23 protein-coding genes are annotated in these 22,526 nt (G+C 67.3%); 8 read left to right on the forward strand and 15 right to left on the reverse strand.

Going from position 1 to position 22,526, the window contains the following annotated elements:
* Positions 1-4: 4 nt before the first annotated feature.
* The 5 genes from DBY63_RS15310 to DBY63_RS15330 all read right to left on the reverse strand — a co-directional run bounded on the left by DBY63_RS15310 (position 5) and on the right by DBY63_RS15330 (position 5,455).
* Positions 5-1,144 (reverse strand): homoserine O-acetyltransferase, encoded by a 1,140-nt coding sequence (locus tag DBY63_RS15310; RefSeq protein WP_007161661.1) that lies wholly within the window; start codon positions 1,142-1,144, stop codon positions 5-7.
* Between the two features lie 108 nt (positions 1,145-1,252).
* Positions 1,253-3,211, reverse strand: a complete 1,959-nt coding sequence (locus tag DBY63_RS15315; protein ID WP_027602927.1) for a dynamin family protein — start codon at positions 3,209-3,211, stop codon at positions 1,253-1,255.
* A gap of 117 nt (positions 3,212-3,328) precedes the next feature.
* Positions 3,329-3,922, reverse strand: a complete 594-nt coding sequence (locus tag DBY63_RS15320) for a YggT family protein (RefSeq protein WP_007161663.1) — start codon at positions 3,920-3,922, stop codon at positions 3,329-3,331.
* Between the two features lie 9 nt (positions 3,923-3,931).
* Positions 3,932-4,750: a pyrroline-5-carboxylate reductase gene (proC, locus tag DBY63_RS15325; RefSeq protein WP_027602928.1), complete on the reverse strand. Its 819-nt coding sequence runs from the start codon at positions 4,748-4,750 to the stop codon at positions 3,932-3,934.
* 9 nt (positions 4,751-4,759) lie between these two features.
* Positions 4,760-5,455, reverse strand: coding sequence for a YggS family pyridoxal phosphate-dependent enzyme (locus DBY63_RS15330; RefSeq protein ID WP_027602929.1), 696 nt, complete (start codon positions 5,453-5,455; stop codon positions 4,760-4,762).
* A gap of 126 nt (positions 5,456-5,581) precedes the next feature.
* Here DBY63_RS15330 and pilT point away from each other — a divergent pair, with 126 nt between their 5' ends.
* Together pilT and DBY63_RS15340 are read left to right on the forward strand one after the other, a co-directional pair.
* Positions 5,582-6,616 carry a type IV pilus twitching motility protein PilT gene (gene pilT / locus DBY63_RS15335; protein ID WP_007161666.1) on the forward strand — a complete coding sequence of 345 codons (1,035 nt, stop codon included), beginning with the start codon at positions 5,582-5,584 and terminating at the stop codon, positions 6,614-6,616.
* Positions 6,616-7,758: a PilT/PilU family type 4a pilus ATPase gene (locus DBY63_RS15340; protein ID WP_007161667.1), complete on the forward strand. Its 1,143-nt coding sequence runs from the start codon at positions 6,616-6,618 to the stop codon at positions 7,756-7,758. Before pilT ends, DBY63_RS15340 begins: the two co-directional genes overlap by 1 nt.
* On the opposite strand, the gene DBY63_RS15345 is transcribed toward DBY63_RS15340, so the two are convergent.
* The 3 genes from DBY63_RS15345 to DBY63_RS15355 form a co-directional block, all read right to left on the reverse strand.
* Positions 7,755-9,203 (reverse strand): UdgX family uracil-DNA binding protein, encoded by a 1,449-nt coding sequence (locus DBY63_RS15345; RefSeq protein WP_108582375.1) that lies wholly within the window; start codon positions 9,201-9,203, stop codon positions 7,755-7,757. The genes DBY63_RS15340 and DBY63_RS15345 overlap by 4 nt on opposite strands.
* Complete coding sequence (locus DBY63_RS15350) at positions 9,204-10,415, reverse strand: putative DNA modification/repair radical SAM protein (RefSeq protein ID WP_027602931.1); 1,212 nt, start codon at positions 10,413-10,415, stop codon at positions 9,204-9,206.
* 132 nt (positions 10,416-10,547) lie between these two features.
* A complete protein-coding gene (locus DBY63_RS15355) occupies positions 10,548-11,255 on the reverse strand; it encodes a C40 family peptidase (protein WP_027602932.1) in 708 nt (235 codons plus the stop codon).
* Between the two features lie 281 nt (positions 11,256-11,536).
* On the opposite strand from DBY63_RS15355, the gene DBY63_RS15360 reads away from it, so the two are divergent.
* Positions 11,537-11,941 (forward strand): TM2 domain-containing protein, encoded by a 405-nt coding sequence (locus tag DBY63_RS15360; RefSeq protein WP_007161671.1) that lies wholly within the window; start codon positions 11,537-11,539, stop codon positions 11,939-11,941.
* Positions 11,942-11,991: 50 nt separating this feature from the next.
* Here DBY63_RS15360 and DBY63_RS15365 read toward each other — a convergent pair whose 3' ends face one another.
* The 7 genes from DBY63_RS15365 to gshB form a co-directional block, all read right to left on the reverse strand.
* Positions 11,992-13,269, reverse strand: a complete 1,278-nt coding sequence (locus DBY63_RS15365; RefSeq protein WP_027602933.1) for a dihydroorotase — start codon at positions 13,267-13,269, stop codon at positions 11,992-11,994.
* A complete protein-coding gene (locus DBY63_RS15370; protein ID WP_007161673.1) occupies positions 13,266-14,264 on the reverse strand; it encodes an aspartate carbamoyltransferase catalytic subunit in 999 nt (332 codons plus the stop codon). The genes DBY63_RS15365 and DBY63_RS15370 overlap by 4 nt, the downstream gene beginning before the upstream one ends.
* Before the next feature lie 15 nt (positions 14,265-14,279).
* Positions 14,280-14,789 (reverse strand): bifunctional pyr operon transcriptional regulator/uracil phosphoribosyltransferase PyrR, encoded by a 510-nt coding sequence (gene pyrR, locus DBY63_RS15375; RefSeq protein ID WP_027598880.1) that lies wholly within the window; start codon positions 14,787-14,789, stop codon positions 14,280-14,282.
* Positions 14,790-14,791: 2 nt separating this feature from the next.
* On the reverse strand, positions 14,792-15,244 hold the full coding sequence (ruvX, locus tag DBY63_RS15380; RefSeq protein WP_027598879.1) for a Holliday junction resolvase RuvX: 453 nt from the start codon (positions 15,242-15,244) through the stop codon (positions 14,792-14,794).
* On the reverse strand, positions 15,241-15,810 hold the full coding sequence (locus tag DBY63_RS15385) for a YqgE/AlgH family protein (protein ID WP_007161676.1): 570 nt from the start codon (positions 15,808-15,810) through the stop codon (positions 15,241-15,243). The genes ruvX and DBY63_RS15385 overlap by 4 nt, the downstream gene beginning before the upstream one ends.
* A 55-nt stretch (positions 15,811-15,865) precedes the next feature.
* On the reverse strand, positions 15,866-16,744 hold the full coding sequence (locus DBY63_RS15390) for an energy transducer TonB (RefSeq protein WP_177411461.1): 879 nt from the start codon (positions 16,742-16,744) through the stop codon (positions 15,866-15,868).
* 103 nt (positions 16,745-16,847) lie between these two features.
* The gene (gene gshB / locus DBY63_RS15395; protein ID WP_108582376.1) at positions 16,848-17,798 is read right to left on the reverse strand and encodes a glutathione synthase; all 951 of its coding nucleotides are present in this window, start codon (positions 17,796-17,798) and stop codon (positions 16,848-16,850) included.
* A 220-nt stretch (positions 17,799-18,018) separates the two neighbouring features.
* Here gshB and pilG point away from each other — a divergent pair, with 220 nt between their 5' ends.
* From pilG to DBY63_RS15420, 5 genes are all read left to right on the forward strand, one after another.
* Entirely contained in the window at positions 18,019-18,426 is a 408-nt protein-coding gene (gene pilG / locus DBY63_RS15400) for a twitching motility response regulator PilG (RefSeq protein ID WP_007161679.1), read from the forward strand.
* Between the two features lie 40 nt (positions 18,427-18,466).
* Positions 18,467-18,832, forward strand: coding sequence for a twitching motility response regulator PilH (gene pilH, locus DBY63_RS15405; RefSeq protein ID WP_007161680.1), 366 nt, complete (start codon positions 18,467-18,469; stop codon positions 18,830-18,832).
* Between the two features lie 49 nt (positions 18,833-18,881).
* Positions 18,882-19,418 carry a chemotaxis protein CheW gene (locus DBY63_RS15410; RefSeq protein WP_007161681.1) on the forward strand — a complete coding sequence of 179 codons (537 nt, stop codon included), beginning with the start codon at positions 18,882-18,884 and terminating at the stop codon, positions 19,416-19,418.
* 161 nt (positions 19,419-19,579) lie between these two features.
* Complete coding sequence (locus DBY63_RS15415; RefSeq protein ID WP_027598875.1) at positions 19,580-21,610, forward strand: methyl-accepting chemotaxis protein; 2,031 nt, start codon at positions 19,580-19,582, stop codon at positions 21,608-21,610.
* A 61-nt stretch (positions 21,611-21,671) separates the two neighbouring features.
* Complete coding sequence (locus DBY63_RS15420) at positions 21,672-22,520, forward strand: CheR family methyltransferase (protein WP_108582377.1); 849 nt, start codon at positions 21,672-21,674, stop codon at positions 22,518-22,520.
* Positions 22,521-22,526 lie beyond the last annotated feature (6 nt).

A 22,526-nucleotide genomic window follows, 5' to 3' on the forward strand; every position in this document is an offset into this window, starting at 1 on the left:
GCAGCTATACCTCGATGCGGGTCATGTAGTGGGAGAAGGCCTGCAGATAGCGCGGGATGGGGATGAGGAAGGCGTCGTGACCCTGGGGGGCGTCGACCTCCAGGTAGCTGACGTCCTTGCGCGCGGCCATCAGGGCGTTGACGATCTCCTTGGAGCGCGCCGGCGAGAAGCGCCAGTCGGTGGTGAAGGAGACGATCAGGAAGCGTGCCTGCACCCCGGCCAGGGTCTTGGCCAGGTCGCCGCCATGGGCGTGGGCCGGATCGAAGTAGTCCAACGCCTTGGTCATCAGCAGGTAGGTGTTGGCGTCGAAGCGGCCGGAGAATTCCTCGCCCTGGTAGCGCAGGTAGCTCTCCACCTGGAATTCGACGCTGTGGAAGTCGTAGTTGAGCTGGTCGGTCTTGAGTTCGCGACCGAATTTCTCGCCCATGGCCTCGTCGGACAGGTAGGTGATGTGGCCGACCATGCGCGCCAGCATCAGGCCGCGCTTGGGGATCACGCCCTTTTCCTGGAAGTGCCCGGCGTGGAAATCCGGGTCCGAGAGGATGGCCTGGCGCGCCACCTCGTTGAAGGCGATGTTTTCCGCCGACAACTTGGGTGCCGAGGCGATGGCCAGGCAGTGGCGGATGCGCTCGGGATAGCTGATGGTCCACTGCAGCGCCTGCATCCCACCCAGGCTGCCGCCGATCACCGCCGCCCACTGCGCGATGCCCAGGCGATCGGCCAGCCGCGCCTGGCTGTTGACCCAGTCTTCCACGGTCAGCACCGGAAAGTCCGCGCCATAGGCGCGGCCGGTGTCGGGATTGGGACTACTTGGACCGGTGGAGCCGTTGCAGCCGCCGAGGTTGTTGAGGGCGACGACAAAGAACTTGCGGGTGTCGATGGGCTTGCCCGGACCGATGCAGCTGTCCCACCAGCCCGGCTTGCGGTCGTCGAGGCTGTGATAGCCGGCCGCGTGGTGATGGCCGGAGAGCGCGTGGCAGATCAGCACGGCGTTGCTGCGGCTGGCGTTGAGTTCGCCATAGGTCTCGACCATCAGGTCGTAGGCCGGCAGGGTGCGGCCACAGGCCAGGGCCAGGGGCTCGTTGAAGTGCAGCAGCTCGGGGGTGACCAGGCCGACGGAATCTTCGGGAATGACGCTGGGCATTGACGGCTCGTCCGGGGCGGGGCTCGCCAGTCTAAAGAGCGTCGCCAGGAGCGGCAAGGGCAGCCGTGGCGCGGCGGTCAGGGGCCGCGCCTCGGGTGGTGGGTGGGGCTAGCCGACCCGTGCCAGCGGCAGGGCGACCACGTTGTCGTGACGCTGGGAGGGGGCCGGCCGGCTGATCTGCTTGAGCATGTCGCTGACCTCGCTGAGCTGCCGGTGCAGGACGTCTTCGTGCACCTGCAGGCGCCGCACCTGTTCCTGGCTGTTGAGGTTCTGCTGGGTGAGCTGCTTGAGCGCCAGCATGCTGGTTTCCAGCAGCTGCTTCTGCTCGCGGGTGTGCTGCACCAGCGGGGTCAGGGCGCCGTCGTTCCAGCGCAGCACCTGGGCATGGGCGCCCTCCTGCAGGGCCTGGACCTCCTGGGCCACGGTGGCAAAGAAGCGGCGGGCCAGGGCGCTCTGCTCGGTGAGCAGGGTCTTGACCTGACGCTGGACCTCCTCGGTCTTGAGTTGCAGCTGGCGCAGCTCGCGGACATAGGGGCGGATGCGCAGCCGCGGCGCTTCCAGGGGGTGCAGCGGATTCTCTACATTGTGCCGCTGGTAGACCGCGCCGAGCACCTTGTTGGCCCGGTCCGCCTCGTTGTCCAGGGCCAGCAGATCATGCTCGACCACGCGGAAGAAGCGGGCGATGGACTGGTTGATGCCGACGGTGGTCAGGCTGGTGCGGAATTCCCGGCGCGCGGTGTCCAGATGGGCGTCCAGGCGCTCTGGCGCGACCAGGTCGGTCAGCAGCTTGCGCTGCCCGGCCAGCATGTTCTGGGTGGTGCGCAGATCCAGCAGGCGGCGGTGATAGAGGTCGTATTCCTGGCGGGTGCGCGCGGTCTGCAATTCCAGGCCGGCACCGGGCAATTCCTCGTCGGCCAGTTGCGCGTACTGGGCGCGAATGGCTTCCAGGCGCTGCTCGATCAGGGTCCGGCTGGCACCCAGCAGGCCACTGGCCTGCTGCACGATGCGCTGCTGCAGCAGGCGCTCGCGGGCGCCGACGATGCGTTCGGCGAGCAACTGTTCGAGGCTGTCCAGCTGGCTGCGCGCGAGCAGTTCCAGATCGCCGCGGACCTTGCCCAGCAAGGCCTGCTTGGCCGACAGCGGCAGGATGTGCTCGGCCGGCAGCGCCAGTTGCCGGGCGCTGGCCTGGCGGACGTTTTCCAACGACTGGGCGACATGGGCGACGCCGCCGAGGTCGTCCCAGAGGCTGTCGATCTTGTTCATCACCGCGAACAGTCGCTCCGGGGCATCGCCCAGGGACGGCTTGACGCATTGCTCCCAGAGCGCGAGGTCCGAGGCGGTCACGCCGGTGTCGGCACCGATGAGAAAGAGCACGGCCTGGGCGTGGGGCAGCAGCGACAGGGTCAGCTCGGGTTCGGCGCCCAGGGCGTTGAGGCCGGGGGTGTCGAGGATGCGCAGGCCCTGGCGCAGCAGCGGATGATCGATGCTGATCAGCGCATGGCGCCAGGCCGGGATGCTGACCAGGCCGTCGCTGTCGAGTTGTTCCAGTTGCTCGGGATCGAAGCCCAGTTGCACGGCGACGGCGGTTTCCACCTCGCGGGTCTCGGTGACCTTGGCCAGCAGGGCGGCCATGGCGTCCGCGTGGCTGTCGTCCAGGGCGAAGCGCTGCCAGGCTTCGGGCGCCTTGCGCCAGGCGGTCAGGCTGCGTTCGTCCAGGCGGCTGTCGATGGGCAGCAGCTGCAGATAGGGGCCGTCGGCCCCGGCGTCGAAGAAGATCTCGGTGGGGCACATGGTGGTGCGCCCGGCCTGGGACGGCAGCATGCGCTGGCCGTAGTCGGCGAAGAAGAGGGCGTTGATCAGTTCGGTCTTGCCGCGGGAGAACTCGCCGGCGAAGGCCAGGGTGATGCCGTCGGCCTGCAATTCGCTCTGGCAGGTCGCCAGGGCGGCGTCCAGGGCCGGGGAGGCCAGACGATTACGCTGCAACCAGTCGCGGTAGCGGCCCAATTGGGTGTCGAGTTCGGCTTTCCACGCGGCATAGGCATCGACGTGGCGGAACAGGCGTTCCATAGGGGACTTCCTTGACCTGAACAGCAAAGGCTGGACGGTGCCCCAGCGTCCAGAGGACGTCAATGGCGCCTCCGCCACGACGCGGCGGGCGGTCGTGGCGGGTGCGCGAGTGGTGCGTCAGAGGAAGGGCGCGAGAATCTGCGGCATGCCGGTGGCCGCGGCCAGCTGGCCGATGACGAAGCGGTCCAGCAGGTTGATCACGATGAAGGCGAAGATCGGCGACAGATCCAGCCCGCCCAGGCTCGGCAGGATACGGCGGAAGGGTGCCAGCAGCGGCTCGCAGATCTGGTTGACCAGTTCGGCGGCCGGATTGTGGGTCTGGGGCGCGACCCAGGAGAGGATGACGCTGACGATCAGGGCAAAGAAGAACACCTTGAGGAACAGCGAGGCCACGCCGAGCAGGGCCCAGATCAGCAGGGCGGGGAACAGGCCGCCGATGCTGGCGCCGAGCAGCACCACCACGACCATCATCAGCGCCAGCTGGACCAGCACGGCCAGCACCAGGGCCGCCAGATCGACGCCGCCGAAGCCGGGAATGATGCGTCGCACCGGCTTGAGCAGCGGCTGGGTGGCGCGCACGGTGAATTGCGACAGCGGATTGTAGAAGTCGGCCCGGACCAGCTGCAGGATGAAGCGCAGCAGGATGATCAGCAGATAGAGACTGCCGAGGGTCTGGATGACATAGACGAGAGCTTGCGCGAGAGCGGACATGGATACTCCTTATCGATCCGGCAACTGGGCCAGTTCCGCAGCCCGGTCGGCCGCGGCGGTGAGGGCTTCTTCCACCAGGTCCTCGAAGGCCCCGGCTTGGAAGGTTTCGATGGCGCGCTCGGTGGTGCCCTTGGGGGACATCACCGAACGACGCAATTGTTCGGGGCTGCGGTCACCCTGGCAGGCCATGGCGGCGGCGCCGCGGGCGGTGTGCAGGGTCAGTTGCTGGGCGACCTCGGCCGGCAGGCCGAGCTTGGTGCCGGCCTGGGTCATGGCTTCCATCAGCAGGAAGAAATAGGCCGGGCCGCTGCCGGAGACGGCGGTGACCGCGTCCAGCTGCTGTTCTTCCTCGACCCACAGGGCCAGGCCGACCGCGGCGAGGATCTCCTGGGCACGGGCGCGCTGCTCGGCGCTGACCTGGTCATTGGCGAACAGGCCGCTGGCGCCCAGGCGCAGCTGCGAGGGCACGTTCGGCATGCAGCGCACCAGCGCGCGCGGGCCCAGCCAGCGGGTCAGGCTGGCGCAGGTGATGCCGGCGGCGACCGAGACGATCAGCTGGTCCGGACGCAGATGGGGGGCCAGTTCCTGGCAGACCTCGCCCATGACCTGGGGCTTCACGCCCAGCACCACCACGTCGGCGTCGGCGAGCACGGCGCTGTTGCTGGCCTCGACGCGGATGCCGTGCTCCCGGGCCAGGGCTTCGCGCTTGGCCGGATTGCGATTGCTGGCGCTCAGCTGTCGGGCCGGCACGCCCTGGGCGAGCAGGCCGCCGATGATGGCACCGGCCATGTTGCCGGCGCCGATGAAGGCGATGCGGGTGTCGTTCATCGAGACTTCCTAGGTTGAAGAGGCGGCGCCGTAGTCGCGGGCGCCAAAGAGGGCGGTACCGACGCGGACCCAGGTGGCACCCTCGGCGATGGCGGCTTCCAGATCCTGGCTCATGCCCATGGACAGGGTGTCCAGGCCCAGGTTCAGGGCTTCGCTCAGGGTGCGCAGCCGGGCGAAGGCGGCGCGCTGGCTGGCCGGGTCGTCGGTGGGTTCGGGGATGGCCATCAGGCCACGCAGGCGCAGGTTGGGCAACCGGCTGACCGCGGCGGCCAGGGCCGGCAGCTCGTCGGGGTGGCAGCCGGACTTGCTGGCTTCGCCGCTGACGTTGACCTGCAGGCAGATGTTCAGCGGGCCGCGCTCGGGCGGGCGCTGCTCGGCCAGGCGCTGGGCGATCTTCAGGCGATCCACCGAATGCACCCAGTCGAAATGGCTGGCGATGGCGCGGGTCTTGTTGGACTGGATGGGGCCGATGAAATGCCACACCAGGGGCAGGTCGGCCAGCGCCGGCTGCTTGTCCAGCGCCTCCTGCAGATAGTTCTCGCCAAAGTCGCGTAGCCCGGCGACGGCGGCCTCGCGCAAGGCGGCGGCGGGCTTGGTCTTGCTCACCGCCAGGAGGCCGACAGTCGCGGGATCGCGGCCTGCCGTCCGGCTGGCGGTGGCGATGCGTTCGAGTACGGTTGCGCTATTCTCGGCTATCGTGGACATTCAGCCCCTGCTTGCGTCGGCGCATCCGGCAGGCCTCGGCGTACCGGATGAGTGAGTGGCGGTGACCAGGTCAGACCGCCAGTGCTGCGCGGCATTCTACCTGCTTGCTCGACATCTGGGAGTTCCATGGATATCACCGAATTGCTGGCCTTTTCCGCGCGGCAAGGCGCCTCCGACCTGCACCTGTCCGCCGGCCTGCCGCCGATGATCCGCGTCGACGGCGACGTGCGCCGCATCAATCTGCCGGCCTTCGAGCACAAGCAGGTGCACGCGCTGATCTACGACATCATGAACGACAAGCAGCGCAAGGACTTCGAGGAATTCCTGGAGACCGACTTCTCCTTCGAGGTGCCTGGCGTGGCGCGCTTCCGGGTCAACGCCTTCAACCAGAATCGCGGTGCCGGCGCGGTGTTCCGGACCATTCCATCCAAGGTGCTGAGCATGGAAGAGCTGGGCATGGGCGAGGTGTTCAAGAAGATCACCGACGTCCCGCGCGGCCTGGTGCTGGTGACCGGGCCGACCGGCTCGGGCAAGTCCACCACCCTGGCGGCCATGCTCGACTACCTCAACAACACCAAGTACCACCACATCCTCACCATCGAGGATCCCATCGAATTCGTCCACGAATCCAAGAAGTGCCTGGTCAACCAGCGCGAGGTGCACCGCGACACCCTGGGCTTCTCCGAGGCCCTGCGCTCGGCCCTGCGCGAAGACCCGGACATCATCCTGGTGGGCGAGCTGCGCGACCTGGAGACCATCCGCCTGGCGCTGACCGCGGCCGAGACCGGGCACCTGGTCTTCGGCACCCTGCACACCACCTCGGCGGCCAAGACCATCGATCGGGTGGTGGACGTCTTTCCGGCGGAAGAGAAGTCGATGGTGCGTTCCATGTTGTCCGAATCCCTGCAGGCGGTGGTTTCCCAGACCCTGCTCAAGAAGGTCGGCGGCGGCCGGGTAGCGGCCCACGAGATCATGATCGGCACGCCGGCCATCCGTAACCTGATCCGCGAGGACAAGGTGGCGCAGATGTATTCCTCGATCCAGACCGGTGGCGGCCTGGGCATGCAGACCCTGGACATGTGCCTCAAGGCGCTCCTGGCCAAGGGCCTGATCAGCCGCGACGCGGCCCGCGAGAAGGCCAAGACGCCGGAGAACTTCTGATGGATTTCGACAGGTTCCTGCAGCTGATGGTGGACAAGGGGGCGTCCGACCTCTTCATCACCACCGGCGTGCCCCCTTCGATGAAGATCAACGGGCGCATGACGCCGGTCACCAAGGACTCGCTCACGCCCGAGCAGTGCCGGGCCCTGGTGCTGGGGGTGATGAACGACGAGCAGCGGCAGGAATTCCAGCAGAAGCGCGAGTGCAACTTCGCCATCAGCGCCCGCGGCATCGGCCGCTTTCGGGTCAGCGCCTTCTACCAGCGCAACCTGGTGGGCATGGTGCTGCGCCGCATCGAGGTCAACATCCCCACCGTCGAGCAGCTGCGCCTGCCGGAGATCATCAAGAAGCTGGCCATGACCAAGCGCGGCCTGGTGATCTTCGTCGGCGCCACCGGCACCGGCAAGTCCACCTCGCTGGCGGCCATGATCGGCCACCGCAACAAGAACTCGGCGGGGCACATCATTTCCATCGAGGACCCCATCGAGTACATCCATCAGCACCAGGGCTGCATCGTCACCCAGCGCGAGGTGGGCATCGACACCGAGTCCTTCGAGGTGGCGCTGAAGAACACCCTGCGCCAGGCGCCGGACGTCATCATGATCGGCGAGATCCGCAGCCGGGACACCATGGAGCACGCCCTGGCCTTCGCCGAGACCGGCCACCTGTGCCTGGCCACCCTGCACGCCAACAACGCCAACCAGGCGCTGGACCGCATCATCCACTTCTTCCCGGCCGATCGGCACAGCCAGACCTGGATGGACCTCTCGCTCAACCTCAAGGGCATCGTCGCCCAGCAACTGGTGCCCACCATTGATGGCCAGGGCCGCCGTGCGGTGATCGAGGTGCTGCTCAACACCCCGCTGGTCGCCGACCTGATCCGCAAGGGCGAGGTGCACGAGCTCAAGGCGCTGATGAAGAAGTCCGGCGAGCTGGGCATGCAGACCTTCGACCAGTCGCTCTACGGGCTCTATCGCGATGGCGAGATCACCTACGAGGCCGCCCTGGCGCACGCCGATTCCGCCAACGACCTGCGCCTGATGATCAAGCTGGGTTCGGAAACGGATGCCGATCACCTCAATCAGATCACCCGCAACCTCTCGGTGGACATGGGCGACGAGCCGCCCAAGCGCTTCCGCTAGCCTTCGGCTGCGCTGCCGGCAGCCAGGACCCTGGCCTCGCGCAGGGCGGCGACCAGGGCCTGGCGCGCCTGGTCCTGCTGCTCGGCATCCGGGGTGCGCAGGATGTAGGAGGGGTGATAGGTGGCGATGATCCAGCGCTCGTCCAGTCGCAGGGGTCGTCCCATGAATTGCGCCAGACCCCTCGGCTTGCGCTTGAGCAGGGCTTCCAGGGCGGTCGAGCCCAGGGCCACCACGACCGTCGGCTGGATGTCGCGCAATTCCTGCTCCAGCCAGTAGCGGCAGGGGGCAATCTCCGGTCCCGGGGTGACGTGCTTGCGTCTTCTGCCCTGGGGAATCCACTTGAAGTGCTTGACCGCATTGGTGAGGAACACCTCGCTGCGCTCGAGGCCGGCTTCGGCCAGCGCCGCCATCAGCACCTGGCCAGCCGGGCCGACGAAGGGCCGGCCCGCCAGGTCCTCCTGATCGCCGGGCTGTTCGCCCAACAGCAGGATGCGCGCGGTGCGCGGGCCTTCGCCGGCCACCGGCTGGGTGGCCTTTTCCCAGAGTTCGCAGCGACGGCACTCGTCGAGGGTGGTGGGCAGCGGGCGTTCGGGCTGGGCGCGCTCGGCCGCGATCAGCACCTCGCGACCGCTCTGGCGACCCACGGCCTCGGCCTGGGCCAGGCGCTGGGCGCCGGCCCGCGCCTCGCTGAGCAGCGCCGGGATCAGCGGCCCTTCCGGCAGATCCTTCCAGAAACGCGCCGGCATGTTGCCCCTCAGGGTGCGCGGATTGGCCCGCGCCGGATTGAAGGTGCTGCGGTAGTAGGCGCGCCAGAGTTCGTCACCGGCGTTGCGGTCGTCATCTTCCGGCGTCTGCCGGGCCAGGCGTTGCAGCTCGGCGGGGCAGGGCTCCACCAGTTGCAGCGCCTGACCGTCCCAGAGCGCGGCGGCTTTGGGAGTCGCGATCAGCCAGCTGCTGTTGCCCATGCGGTCGCAGAAGTGCGGCGCCGCCAGGGCCAGGACGTCGTGGGCCGGCTGGTGCCAGGCCACCCAGGCCGGCGGACCGGCGCTTTCCGCGCGCGGCCGAAAGCGCAGGAAGGCAAGCACATGATGGATCTCGCGGCGGATCGCCTTGACCCGGCGCTGCAATTCGCTGCCGTCTTCGTCACCGGCCAGCATGGCTGCCCGTTCGCCGCGGGCGACGCGCCAGAGCACCTGGTAGAGCAGCGCCCAGCGATCGTCGCTGCGAAAGCAGGCGGCGTAGGTCAGGGCTTCGGCCAGTTGCGGCGGGATGCGTATGGCGCCGCTGGGCGGGGGCGCCACGACTTCGGCCGGTTCGTCGAACAGATCGCCCAGGCCGCGACTCTCCTGCCAGCTCACCTGGGCCGGCGGGATACCAGCCTGCAACAGCCGCCGCGCCTCCTTGCGCCAGCCGGCGAAGGTACCGTCGAAATCGACTCTCTGCATCTAGAGCAGGGCGAGCTGAGCGGGCGGTTCGGCGAGCTGCCGGCGCAGGTCCAGGGACTCGGCCAGGCGCGGTTGCGGGCGATAGTCCTGGGTGACGATGAAGGGGCGCGCCTTTTCCACGCTGCATTTCAGGCGGATCAGGTCGGCGTAGCGGATGCGCCGCTCGCGTCTGAGCTCCACCAGCCGCTTGGCCGAGAGCACGCCGATGCCGGGTACTCGGGCGATCAGCGCCTGGTCGGCGCGATTGAGATCCAGCGGGAAGATGGCGCGATTGTGCAGCGCCCAGGCCAGCTTGGGATCCACGTCCAGCGGCAGCTGGCCGTCTTCGGTGGGCAACTCATCCGCTTGGAAGCCATAGCCACGCATGAGGAAGTCGGCCTGGTACAGGCGATGCTCGCGCAGCAGCGGCGGCGGTTGCAGCGGCACCGTGCCCGGGCTTTCCGGGATGGGGCTGAAGGCCGAATAGTAGACCCGCTTGAGGCGATAGGCGCCGTACAGCGTCTGGGCGGTGTCGAGAATGGTGCGGTCGTCGGTGGCATCGGCGCCCACGATCATCTGGGTGCTCTGGCCCGCTGGCGCGAAGCGCGGCGCCTTGGCTTCGGCCTCGGCTTCTTCCAGGCCCAGGCGGATGTTGCCCATGGTCTTGCGGATGCTGCTGCCGTTCTTTTCCGGCGCCAGCTTGATCAGGCTGCTCTCGGTGGGCAGCTCGATGTTGACCGACAGGCGGTCGGCATAGAGACCCGCCTGGGCGATGATCTCGGGATCGGCGTCGGGAATGGTCTTGAGGTGGATGTAGCCGCGGAACTGGTGCTGTTCGCGCAACAGCTGGGCGACCCGGGTCATCTGCTCCATGGTGTAGTTGGAGGAGCGGATGATGCCGGAGCTGAGGAACAGCCCGCTGATGACATTGCGCCGATAGAAGTCGAGGGTCAGCTGCACCACTTCCTCGGGCGTGAAGCGCGCCCGCGGCACGTTGCTGCTGCGGCGATTGACGCAGTACTGGCAGTCGTACTGGCAGAAGTTGGTCAGCAGCACCTTGAGCAGCGCCACGCAGCGCCCATCGGGGGTGAAGCTATGGCAGATGCCCATGCCATCGGTCGAGCCCAGGCCGTCCTTGCCCTTCGAGCTGCGTTTGGGCGCGCCGCTGCTGGCGCAGGACACGTCGTACTTGGCGGCATCGGCGAGAATGATCAGCTTGTCGGCGAGCTCCATCGAGATCTCCTGGACTGTGATTGCATACAGTATCCAGGAAGCGGAGCGTCGTTCAATGGCTTTGCGCCGGGCGGCGCCGAGTGGAGCGACACTCCGCCGGGCGGTAGTGCCCGGCGGAGCGAGGGGGAGGGATCAGGACTTGCGGGTACGCTTGGTACGCGGCTTGTCCGCGACGGGATCGGCTTCCGCCGCCAGAGTGGTGGGCTGCTGCAGCACGCGCTTGGCCGAGGCGAAGCGCTTGGTCCAGTAGGGCTTGCTCAGGTGATCGACGCGCACGCTCTCGCCACTGCGCGGGGCATGGACGAATCTATCGTTGCCCAGGTAGATGGCGACGTGATCGATACCGCTGCGCTGACCGGTCTTGAAGAACACCAGGTCGCCGGCCTTGAGATCGCCACGGGCGACCTTGGGTCCCTTGAGCTGGGCCAGCTCCCGGGACGTACGCGGCAGCTTGACGTTGTGCACGTCGCGATAGACGTAGTTGACCAGGCCGCTGCAATCCAGACCGTTCTGCGGATTGGTACCGCCGAAGCGATAGGGCGTGCCGACCAGGTCCATGGCGCGGGTCGCCACCTGGGCGCCGACGTTGCGGGTGGCGGCCTGGGCAGTGGCCTGTTTGCGGTGCAGGGCGCTGGTCGCACGGGCGGCGCGCTTGGCGCGGGCCGCGGAGGCTGCCTGGGCACGGTCGACGCTGGCGACGTGGCGAGCGGCAGCCTTGGGCGCGGGAGCAGCGGCGGCGTGCCGGGCGGTCTTGGGAGCTGAGGCGGCGGTGACATGCCGGGCTGCGACCTTGTGGACCGGAGCGGCAGTGCGCGCTGCAGAGTTCTCTTTCGCTTGCACTGCCGCGGGCAGTACAAGACAGGCGGAGAGCCATGTCAGAAGAAATAGACGCATTGTCGTAGGGGTGTCTGAAGATCGAAGCGAGGGATTCTATACCAACCCTGTGGATATTTTGTGCACCTCTCATCAAGAAATTATGTAATTTTTAGCGGAAAGTGAGGTCCCTTGAGCGCCAGCCAGTGAGACTCCCTGGGCATTCATCCAGTTTTCGACATAAAGTCATGGTGAAGGTAAGGGTGTAGGTAAGGCGGGTCTTTTCCTTCAGTCGCGAGGTAGTAGGCATGCGGTATCAGGACACCCACAGCAAGGTCATGGGCTATCTGCTGTGGATCTTCGGCTTTCTCGGCGCCCACCGCTTCTACTATGGCAAGCCGGTTACCGGCACGATCTGGTTCTGCACCCTGGGCCTGCTGGGCATCGGCTGGCTGATCGACCTCTTCCTGATCCCGGCCATGGATCGCGAGGCGGACCTGCGCTTCCAGTCCGGCTCGCTCAACTACAGCCTGGGCTGGATCCTGCTGACCTTTCTCGGCATCTTCGGCGTGCACCGCCTCTACCTGGGCAAGTGGATCACCGCCATCCTCTATTTCTTTACGGCGGGTTTCTTCCTGCTGGGCGTGCTCTACGACTTCTGGACGCTCAATTCGCAGATCTCCGAGGAGAATCGCCGGCGGCTGGTGCGCTAGCGTCGGCTGGATGGCAAGAAGAAGGGGCTCCATGGAGCCCCTTCTTCTATTCAGGCGTCACGGCGGTAGGTGGTGCGGCCACCCACCAGGGTGCGTTCGATGCGTCCCCCCAGGGTGAGGCCCTGGAAGGGGCAGTTGCGTCCACGGGACAGCCAGGGCGTGGCGGCCTGGGCGGTCGGCTGCTGGGCGAACAGCACCAAGTCTGCCGGCAGGCCCTTGGCCAGGCGGCCCGCCGCCAGGCGCAGGGCCTGGGCAGGGCCGCTGGTGAGGCGGGCCAGCAGGGTCGGCAGATCCAGCAGGCCATCGTCCACCAGGGTCAGGGCCAGGGGCAGCAGCAATTCGACACTGCTGATGCCCGGCTCGGTGGCGGCGAAGGGCGCCAGCTTGGCGTCCGCCTCGTGGGGCTGGTGATGGCTGGAGATGGCGCCGATCACCCCGTCCCGTACCCCGGCGCGCAGGGCGTCGCGGTCGCGCGCGGTGCGCAGCGGCGGCTTGACGTGATAGAGACTGGAAAAGCCCTGCAGGGCCTCGTCGGTGAGCAGCAACTGGTAGAGCGCCACATCGGCGGTCACCGGCAGGCCGCGCGCCTGGGCGGCGGCGATCATCTCCACCGCGCGGGCACTGGTCAGCTGCCCGAAGTGGGCGCGCACGCCACTCTGTTCTACCAGCAGCAGGTCACGCGACAGGGCGATGGTCTCCGCGGTCTCCGGGATGCCGGTGAGCCCCAGGAAGCTGGCGGTGGGCCCTTCGTGGGCCAGGCCGCCGTGGGCCAGATCGGCGTCCAGGGCGGTAAAGACCACGGTGAGGTCGAAGGTGGCGGCGTATTCCAGCGCGCGCCGCTGCACCCGCAGATTCTCGAAGGGCTGCAGGCCGTTGGTGAAGGCCACGCAACCGGCGTCGCGCAGGGCCATCAGTTCGGCCAGCTGCTCGCCGGCGAGGCCCTTGGTCAGGGCGCCGATGGGATGGACGCGGGCATGATCGGCGGTGCGCGCCCGGTCGAGGATGAGTTCGGCCACCGCCGTGGTGTCCAGCACCGGACGCGTGGTGGGCGGGCAACAGAGGCTGGTGACGCCACCGGCCGCGGCGGCGCGGGTCTCGCTGTCGACGTTGCCCTTGCGGGTCAGGCCCGGTTCGCACAGGGCGACATCCAGGTCGACCAGGCCGGGCGCCAGGATCAGGCCGCTGGCGTCCAGCTGCTCGTCGGCCTGGAAGCCCTGGGGCGCCTCGCCGAGGGCGAGGATGCGACCCTGGTCGACATGGACGTCGCTGATCTGGTCGAGACCGGTGGCCGGGTCGATCACCCGGGCATTGCGGATGCTCAGGCTCACTGCGCATTCTCCTGTAGCTGACGCTGGGCCGTCTGCCCGCTCATGGTCATCGACAAGACCGCCATGCGGACCGCGATGCCGTAGGTGACCTGGTTGAGGATGACCGACTGCTCGCCATCGGCGACCGCGGATTCGATTTCGACGCCCCGGTTGATCGGCCCGGGGTGCATGACGATGGCATCGGGCTTGGCGCGCGCCAGGCGCTGGCGGGTCAGGCCGAACAGCCGGTAGTACTCGCCTTCGCTGGGCAAGAGGCCGCCCTGCATGCGCTCGCGTTGCAGGCGCAGCATGATCACCACGTCCACGCCGTCCAGGCCCTCGGCCAGGTCGGTGAAGGTGCGTACGCCATAGAGTTCTTCGAGGCCGACCGGCAGCAGGGTGCGCGGGGCGATCACGCGGATGTCGCGGCAACCCAGGGTGCGCAGCGCCAGCATGTCGGAGCGGGCGACCCGCGAATGCAGGATGTCGCCGACGATGGCCACCGACAGGTTGGCGAAATCGCCCTTGTGGCGGCGAATGGTCAGCATGTCGAGCATGCCCTGGGTGGGGTGCGCATGGCGGCCGTCGCCGCCGTTGATGATGGCCACATCGGGACAGACGTGTTCGGCGATGAAGTGGGCGGCGCCGGAGTCGGCGTGGCGCACCACGAACATGTCGGCAGCCATGGCTTCCAGGTTGCGCAGGGTGTCGAACAGCGTCTCGCCCTTGCTGGTGGAGGAGGTGGAGACGTTGAGGGTGATGACGTCCGCCGACAGCCGCTTGGCCGCCAGTTCGAAGGTGGTGCGGGTGCGCGTCGAATTTTCGAAGAAGACGTTGCACACGGTCTTGCCGCGCAGCAACGGCACCTTTTTCACCGCCCGGGCACCGACCTCGAGAAAGGAGTCGGCGGTGTCGAGCAATTCGGTGAGGAGTTCGGCGGGCAGGTCGTCGAGTGACAGGAAGTGGCGCAATTGGCCCTGGGCGTTGAGTTGCAGCGAACGCGTAGCGTCGGTCATGGCGGCAGATCCAGGTCAGGCGGCGGGGACGTCGCGGTATTCGAGTGCGAGCGGCGAGGGGCCGGTCAGCTTGACGCGCTGGGTGGGGGCCAGGGTCAGGGTGGCGCCCACCACGTCAGGCTGGATCGGCAATTCGCGGGCATTGACGTCCAGCAGGCAGACCAGGGTCACACTGGCGGGACGGCCATAGTCGAAGAGTTCGTTGAGCGCCGCACGCACGGTGCGGCCGCTCATCAGCACGTCGTCCACCAGCACCAGGTGGCGCCCGTCGATCTCGAACGGCAGGGCCGAGGGGCGCACCTGGGGGTGCAGGCCCTTCTGGGTGAAGTCGTCGCGGTAGAAGGAGACGTCCAGGCTGCCCAGCGGGGTGTCAAGGCCGAGTTCGGCCAGCAGGGCCTCGGCGACCCAGAGGCCGCCGGTGTGGATGCCGACGAAGCCGGGGTCGGTGATGCCACGACGATCCAGCGACAGGCGCAGGTCGGCGGCCAGCCGCGGCAGGAGCTCGGCGGGAGAGGGCAGGTGCATGGCTACTCCGATTGCGGGCGCGCGGCCCGTTCCAGTTGTTGGGTCAGCCAGCCTTCCAGGAGAAGGGCGGCGGCAAGGGCATCCACCGGGCGCTCGCGATAGCCGTCGCGCTGACCGCCCTGCAGGCGCTCGCCCTTGGCGGCATAGGTGGTGAGGCGCTCGTCATGGGTATGCACGGGCAGGCCGTAGCGGCCGTGCAGGCGGCGGGCGAAGCGTTCGGCGCGCTCGCTCATCTCGCTGGGGGTGCCGTCCATGTTCAGCGGCAGGCCGACCACCAGGGCGGTGGGCCGCCACTCGTCCAGCAGCCGCTGGATCTGCTGCCAGTCGGGTACGCCGTTCTGCGCCTTGAGGGTGAGCAGTTCGCGGGCCTGACCGGTCACGGCCTGGCCGACGGCGACGCCGATCTGCCGGGTGCCGTAGTCGAAGCCCAGGTAGAGCCCGCTGGGCGCGCTCATGCGTGGCCCGCCTGGCGCGACAGTAGGCGCAGGTCGACCCCCAGCAGGGCGGCGGCCGCGCCGAGGCGCTGCTCGCTCGGCGTCTCGAACAGCAGGGCGCTGGTGGCCGGGGTGGTGAGCCAGAGATTGGCGGCGAGTTCTTCTTCCAGTTGGCCGGGCCCCCAGCCGCTGTAGCCCAGGGTGATCAGGTGGCGGCTCGGACCGGTGCCGTCGGAGAGGGCGAAGAGCACGTCCGGCGAGGTGGTCAGGCTCAGTTCTTCGAGTTCCAGGGTGTTCTGGAACACCGGGCCGGCGTCATGCAGGACGAAGCCGCGATCGGTCTGCACCGGACCGCCGGCATAGAGCACGACCCGGGTGTCTTCCGGGGTGGCCGGTATGTCCGGACGCAGCTGTTCGAGAAGGTCGTCCAGGTGCAGGCCATTGGGCCGGTTGATCACCAGGCCCATGGCGCCGTCCGGGCCATGGTCGACGAGGTAGATCACCGTCTCGGCGAAATTGGGATCGTCCATCTGCGGCATGGCGATCAGGAGCTGGTGCTGTAGGGTGGTGCTGGAGGTCGGCTTCATGACCGGCAAGTTTCCCGGTTGCGCGGTCCGGCTTCAAGTCCAACGGCGTCCCGGGCTATTGACTGGACAGGCGGTCGCCACGCTCGAAGCGCCAGGTACGGATGATCTCCAGGCGGTCGATGTCGGCCAGGTCGCCGCTGAAGGGGGCGAAGGGCGCCGCCAGCCGGACGATGCGCAGCGCCGCCTGATCGAGTACCTGGCGCCCCGAGGACTCCAGCACCTGGACCTCGTAGAGCGAGCCGTCCTTGTTGATGGACACCAGCAGGCGCAGGCTGCCGTAGAGGCGGTCGCGCTTGGCCTGTTCGGGGTAGTTGAGATTGCCGATGCGCTCGATCTTGCGCCGCCATTCTTCCTTGTAGCGGGCGCCCTTGTCCTTTTGCGTCGAGGCGGCGTTGATCCGCCAGATCTTTGGCCGCTTGGCGTATTGCTGGCGCTCTTCGGCGAGCTGGGCCTCCAGGCTGGCGAGTTCGGCGGCCTGGCTGTCGGACTCGGGGCTCGGCGCATCGCGCTGCTCCCGTTCGGGTGTCTCGCGACTGGGTTCGGCCTTGGTCAGCCGCGCGGCGCGGGTGGTCACCGCCGCCTTGGGCGCCTGGGCGCGATCCGCCGCCGGCGGGCGGGCCGGAGGCGCGGCCTGGCGGATCTCGCTGTCGTGGAAGGGCGCATGCACCGGGGTGCTTGGGGCCGCCGCCTTGTCCAGGGTGCCGCTGCCTTGCTGGTTCTCCTGGGCGAGGAAGTCGGCCTGCTTGGGCGCCTCGTCGCTCTTGAAGCTGGCCAGCGTCACCTCCAGGGTACGGCTGATCTGGGTGGGCTCGGGCAGCGAAAAGCCGACGCCGAGAATCAGCACGACGTGCAGCAGGGTCGCGATGAGCAGCGTGAAGCCCAGGCGGTCGGCGGGACGAACCTGGCTGGCGGGGGAGGAGGCGGTGCTGGGCATTGACTGGGTCGGCAAGGGCAGAGGACGCGCGGCAGGGCTGGCGCCAGTCTGCGGATTGTGTCCGCGGTTGTCCATGCCGCCACGGGCGGCACGGACCCTCGCCTCAGCCCGCGCGTTGCTGCGCGATCACATCCATGAGGCGCTCGGCGATGCGGGTGTCATAGGCCGCATCGATCTCGCGGATGCAGGTCGGACTGGTGACGTTGATCTCGGTGAGGTGCTCGCCGATCACGTCCAGGCCGACAAAGAGCAGGCCGCGCTTGCGCAGTTCCGGGCCCACCGTGGCGGCGATTTCGCGATCCCGCGCCGACAGCGGCTGGGCGACGCCCCGGCCACCGGCGGCCAGGTTGCCGCGGGTCTCGCCCTGGGCCGGAATGCGCGCCAGGCAATAGTCCACCGGTTGACCGTCGATCATCAGGATGCGCTTGTCGCCGTCCTTGATGCCTGGCAGGTAGCGCTGGGCGATGATCTGCTGGGTGCCGTGGGCGGTCAGGGTCTCGAGGATCACCGAGAGGTTGGGATCCCCTTCGCGGTGGCGGAACACCGAGCTGCCGCCCATGCCGTCCAGCGGCTTGAGGATGACGTCGCCATGGGTGCGGGCGAATTCGCGGATGATGTCGCCGCGGCGGCTGACCAGGGTCGGCGGCGCCAGCTCGGGAAACAGGGTGGCAAAGAACTTCTCGTTGCAGTCGCGCAGGCTGGCCGGGCGATTCACCACCAGGGTGCCGCTACGCTCGGCCTGCTCCAGCAGGTAGGTGGCATAGACGAATTCGTTGTCGAAGGGCGGATCCTTGCGCATCAGGATCACGTCCAGCTCGCGCAGGGGCAGGTCGACGTCCTCGCCAAAGGCGAACCAGCGCTCCGGATCCTGGAACACGTCCAGCTGTCGGCCGCGACCGCGGGCTTCGCCATCGACCTGGTACAGGTCCTGCATCTCGAAATAGTGCAGGGTCCAGCCGCGCGCCTTGGCCGCCCACAGCATGGCCATGGAGCTATCCTTCTTATAGGAGATGCGTTCGATGGGATCCATGACGATCCCCAGGCGGATACTCATTGACGCTAGACCTCGGTTGTACGTGGGCAAGGCGTCAGAATAGCCCTTCGATCCCCTCCAGTGCCAATGCTTGCGCGATCGTCGTGGCGGGCGGGCCGGTGGTCCGCCACCAGGGGATCTGCGTGGTACGTCACGGTATTGTGTGCTACAAAGAGGCGCCGCCAAAGTGCCCGGATCGACATCATTCACGTTTCATCGACGATGAGCTGGTAGCTTGAACATGGAACAGTATTCGGAAGGGCTGAAGGTCATGGTGATCGACGACTCGAAGACGATTCGTCGGACCGCCGAGACCCTGCTCAAGAAAGTTGGCTGCGAGGTCATCACCGCCATCGATGGATTCGATGCGCTCGCCAAGATCGCCGATAGTCACCCCCACATCATCTTCGTGGACATCATGATGCCGCGACTGGATGGCTATCAGACCTGCGCGCTGATCAAGAACAACAGCGCCTTCCGCGCGACGCCCGTCATCATGCTGTCCTCCCGTGACGGGCTCTTCGACAAGGCCAAGGGCCGCATCGTCGGCTCTGACCAGTACCTCACCAAACCCTTCAGCAAAGAAGAGCTGATCGGTGCGATCAAGACCCACGTCCCCAGTTTCACTCCGCTCGAACAAGCGTCCTGAGTGTCCTGAGGCGGGCGATTCAATCTAGTAGGAAATTTTCATGGCTCGAATTCTGATCGTCGACGACTCTCCCACCGAGATGTACAAGCTCACCGCCATGCTGGAAAAGCATGGGCATCAGGTGCTCAAGGCCGAGAACGGTGCCGACGGCGTCGCCCTGGCCCGCCAGGAGAAGCCGGACGCGGTGCTGATGGATATCGTCATGCCCGGCCTCAATGGCTTCCAGGCCACCCGGCAGCTGACCAAGGATGCCGAGACCAGCCACATCCCGGTGGTCATCGTCACCACCAAGGACCAGGAAACCGACAAGGTCTGGGGCAAGCGCCAGGGCGCCAAGGACTACCTCACCAAGCCCATCGACGAAGACACCCTGCTGCGCACCCTGGCGGGTGTCCTGCAAGGCTGAGGTCTTTCGTCCGTTTCTCGCGGCAGCGCCCCACTGGGCAGGGAATCCTATGAGCGACGCCACCACGCCCTACGAACTCTTGCGCCTGATCGATCTGCGCTGCCGCGAGCGGGCGGCCGGCCTGCCGGCGCAGCAGGAAAACCAGCGCAGCTGGAGCGGTATCGGCTTTCGCCTCGGTGAATTGCGCTTCGTGATTCCCATGGGCGAGGTCAGCGAGATCCTGCCGGAGCCGCGCTTCACCGCGCTGCCCGGCGTCAAGCCGTGGCTCAAGGGCGTGGCCAACGTGCGTGGTCGCCTGCTGCCGATCGCCGACCTGGGGCAATTCCTCGGCGTGAAGATCCAGGCCCTGCGCAAACAGCGGCGCATCCTGATCGTCGACCATGGCGACCTCTTCGTCGGGTTGGCGGTTGACGAAGTCCTGGGGATGCAGCATTTCGACATCGAGGCCTATCGCGAGCACGCCGACAGCGTGCCGGCGGGCCTGCACTTCTTTCTGGAAGGTGTCTTCCAACGCGACGTGCCCTGGCTGGTCTGCAGCCCGCGCGCCTTGGTCGAGCATCCCGAGTTCATGGACGTCGCGGCCTAGCGGGTCGGAGGTCCGGACGCTGCAAGGCGGATCGGGGTCGGGATGGCAGGAGCCGTCGCCGACGGGTGGGGGTAGGGCGACGAGCACCGGCTTCAAGCAAACCGGTCCGGCGTCCGACAAGGATAGAACTAAAGGAACCAAGGTCCAGGCGGGGGCCGCTGATGAACAAACTCAATACCGGGAAACTCAACGCGTGGGTCGCGGGCATGTTCGTGGTGCTGATCGTCGCGATCGTGCTGCTGTTCGCCAACTTCGCGTACCTGGGCACCCAGACCAACTACGATAACCAGTATCAGGGCCAGGCCACCGAGCTGCGCATCCTCTCGCAGCAGCTGGCCAAGAGCGCCAGTGAGGCCGCGACCGGCAAGGCCGACGCCTTCAAGGACCTGCGCCAGGCCCGTGCCGAATTCGAGCGCCGCCTGAACATCCTGCGCAGCGGCGATCCGCAGACCGGTCTGCCGGCGTCGCCGGCGATCCTCCGTCCGCGGCTGGACACCCTGGAATCCCAGTGGGAGGCCCAGCGCAAGCAGGTCGACACCATGCTCGGCAGCGAGCAGACCGTACTGTCCCTGCACCAGCTGTCCGGCGCCCTGGCCGACACCATCCCCCAGCTGCAGGTCGAGAACGAAGAGATCGTCGACATCCTGATCGAGCGCGGCGCGCCCGCCAGTCAGGTGGTGGTGGCCCAGCGGCAGGCGCTGCTCGCCGAGCGGATCCTCGGCGCCATCAACAAGATCCTCACCGGCGACGAAGCCGCCGTGCAGGCCGCCGACAGCTTTGGTCGCGACGCCAGCCTGTTCGGCCGGGTGCTCAAGGCCATGCGCGAAGGCAATGCCTCCATGGGCATCGCCAAGATCACCGATCCCGAGGCGGTCGGCCGCCTCAACGAAGCCAACAAGCTGTTCGAGTTCGTCTCCGGCAACGTCGACGAGATCCTCGCGACCTCGCCCGAACTGCTGCAGATCCGTTCCGCCGTGGGCCTGATCTACCGTGGTTCCCAGGCGCTGCTCGGTTCCGCCTCGGACCTGAGCGCCGGCTACGCGTCGCTGGCCCAGAGCCGCAAGATCAACACCGTGGGCAGCTACCTGCTGGTGTTCATCGCCCTCGGCGCCATCCTCTGCATCGGCTACATCCTGGTGCGCGACACCCGCCGCCGCCTGGCCGAGACCGACGAGAAGAACCAGCGCAACCAGACCGCCATTCTGCGTCTGCTGGACGAGATTGCCGACCTCGCCGACGGTGACCTGACCGTGCAGGCCACGGTGACCGAAGACTTCACCGGCGCCATCGCCGACTCCATCAACTACTCCATCGACCAGCTGCGCGAACTGGTGGAAACCATCAACCAGACCGCCGTCCAGGTGGCCGCCGCCGCCCAGGAGTCCCAGGACACCGCCACCGTGCTGGCCGAGGCCTCGGAACACCAGGCCCAGGAAATCGCCGGGGCCTCCGCGGCGATCAACGAGATGGCCGTGTCCATCGACCAGGTATCCACCAACGCCTCCGAATCCACCGCGGTGGCGGAGCGCTCCGTGGCCATCGCCAACAAGGGCAACCAGGTGGTGCACAACACCATCATCGGCATGGACAGCATTCGCGAGCAGATCCAGGACACCGCCAAGCGGATCAAGCGCCTGGGCGAGTCGTCCCAGGAGATCGGCGACATCGTCGGCCTGATCAACGACATCGCCGACCAGACCAACATCCTGGCCCTGAACGCCGCCATCCAGGCCTCCATGGCCGGTGACGCCGGCCGCGGCTTCGCCGTGGTCGCCGACGAGGTCCAGCGCCTCGCCGAACGTTCCTCCGGCGCCACCAAGCAGATCGAGGCCCTGGTCAAGGCGATCCAGACCGACACCAACGAAGCGGTCATCTCCATGGAGCAGACCACCTCGGAAGTGGTGCGCGGGGCCGCCCTGGCCCAGGACGCCGGTGTGGCCCTGGAAGAGATCGAGAAGGTATCCCAGAGCCTCGCCGGGCTGATCCAGAACATCTCCAATGCCGCGCGCCAGCAGTCTTCGTCCGCCAGCCACATCTCCAGCACCATGAACGTGATTCAGGAGATCACCTCGCAGACCTCGGCCGGCACCACCGCCACCGCGCGCAGCATCGGCGAGCTGGCCAAGCTGGCCAGCGAGATGCGGCGTTCGGTCTCGGGCTTCAATCTGCCGAACGAGCAGCCGCTGGGCTGACCGCAGCGGCCGCATCGCGGTGTGGCGAGGGGGAGACGGGGTGAGGGAGTCGAGTTGGGCGTTGCGCCGTGCTCCCGAGCTGCCGGATGCGGACTTCGAGCGTTGGCGACAGCTGCTCGAGATGCGCGCCGGCATGGTACTGGACGATCGCCAGCGCAGCTTTCTGCAGATCCAGCTGGCCGCGCGCATGCGCGAACTGGAGATCGCGGATTACGACAGCTACTACCAGGTCGTCTGCGCGGGCATCGGCGGGCGCATCGAATGGGTCCGGCTGCTCGATCGGCTGACCATCCAGGCCACCCGCTTCTTCCGCCATCCACCGTCCTTCGCGCTGCTGGAAGCCTATGTGAGTGAATTCGCCCGGACCACCGAGGGCAACGGTCTGACCCTGTGGAGTCTAGGGTGCGCCAGTGGAGAGGAAGCGTTTTCGATGGCCATCAGTACCGCCGAAGCTCTGTCCCGGCAGCCACGCCCCCTGACGTTCGCCCTGACCGGTACCGACATCAGCAGCGAAGCCCTGCGCCAGGCGCGGCAGGGGACCTACAGCCTGCAGCGGCTGGCTGGGGTGCCGGCCAGCCTGCGCGAGCGCTATTTCCGCACCCATGCGGACGGCAGTTTCGAGGTCACCGCGGGCCTGGCGGAGCGACTGTGCTTCGCCCGACTCAATGTGCTGGAACTGGGGCAGGCCCCCTTGCAGGGGCTCAATGTCATTTTTTGTCAGAACTTGCTGATTTATTTCCGCCGCTGGCTGCGTCGAGACCTGCTCAACCAGCTGGTCCAGCGGCTTGCACCGGGTGGGCTCTTGGTCCTGGGTGTCGGTGAGGTGAGCAATTGGAGCCACCCGCAACTGGTACCCGTCGATCATCCCGAAGTCCTGGCGTTCACCCGCCAGGTAAGCCCCCCGGCATGACAGGAG

Origin of the sequence: Pseudomonas sp. RIT411, assembly GCF_003057735.2 — a bacterium.
GTDB lineage: Bacteria > Pseudomonadota > Gammaproteobacteria > Pseudomonadales > Pseudomonadaceae > Chryseomonas > Chryseomonas oryzihabitans.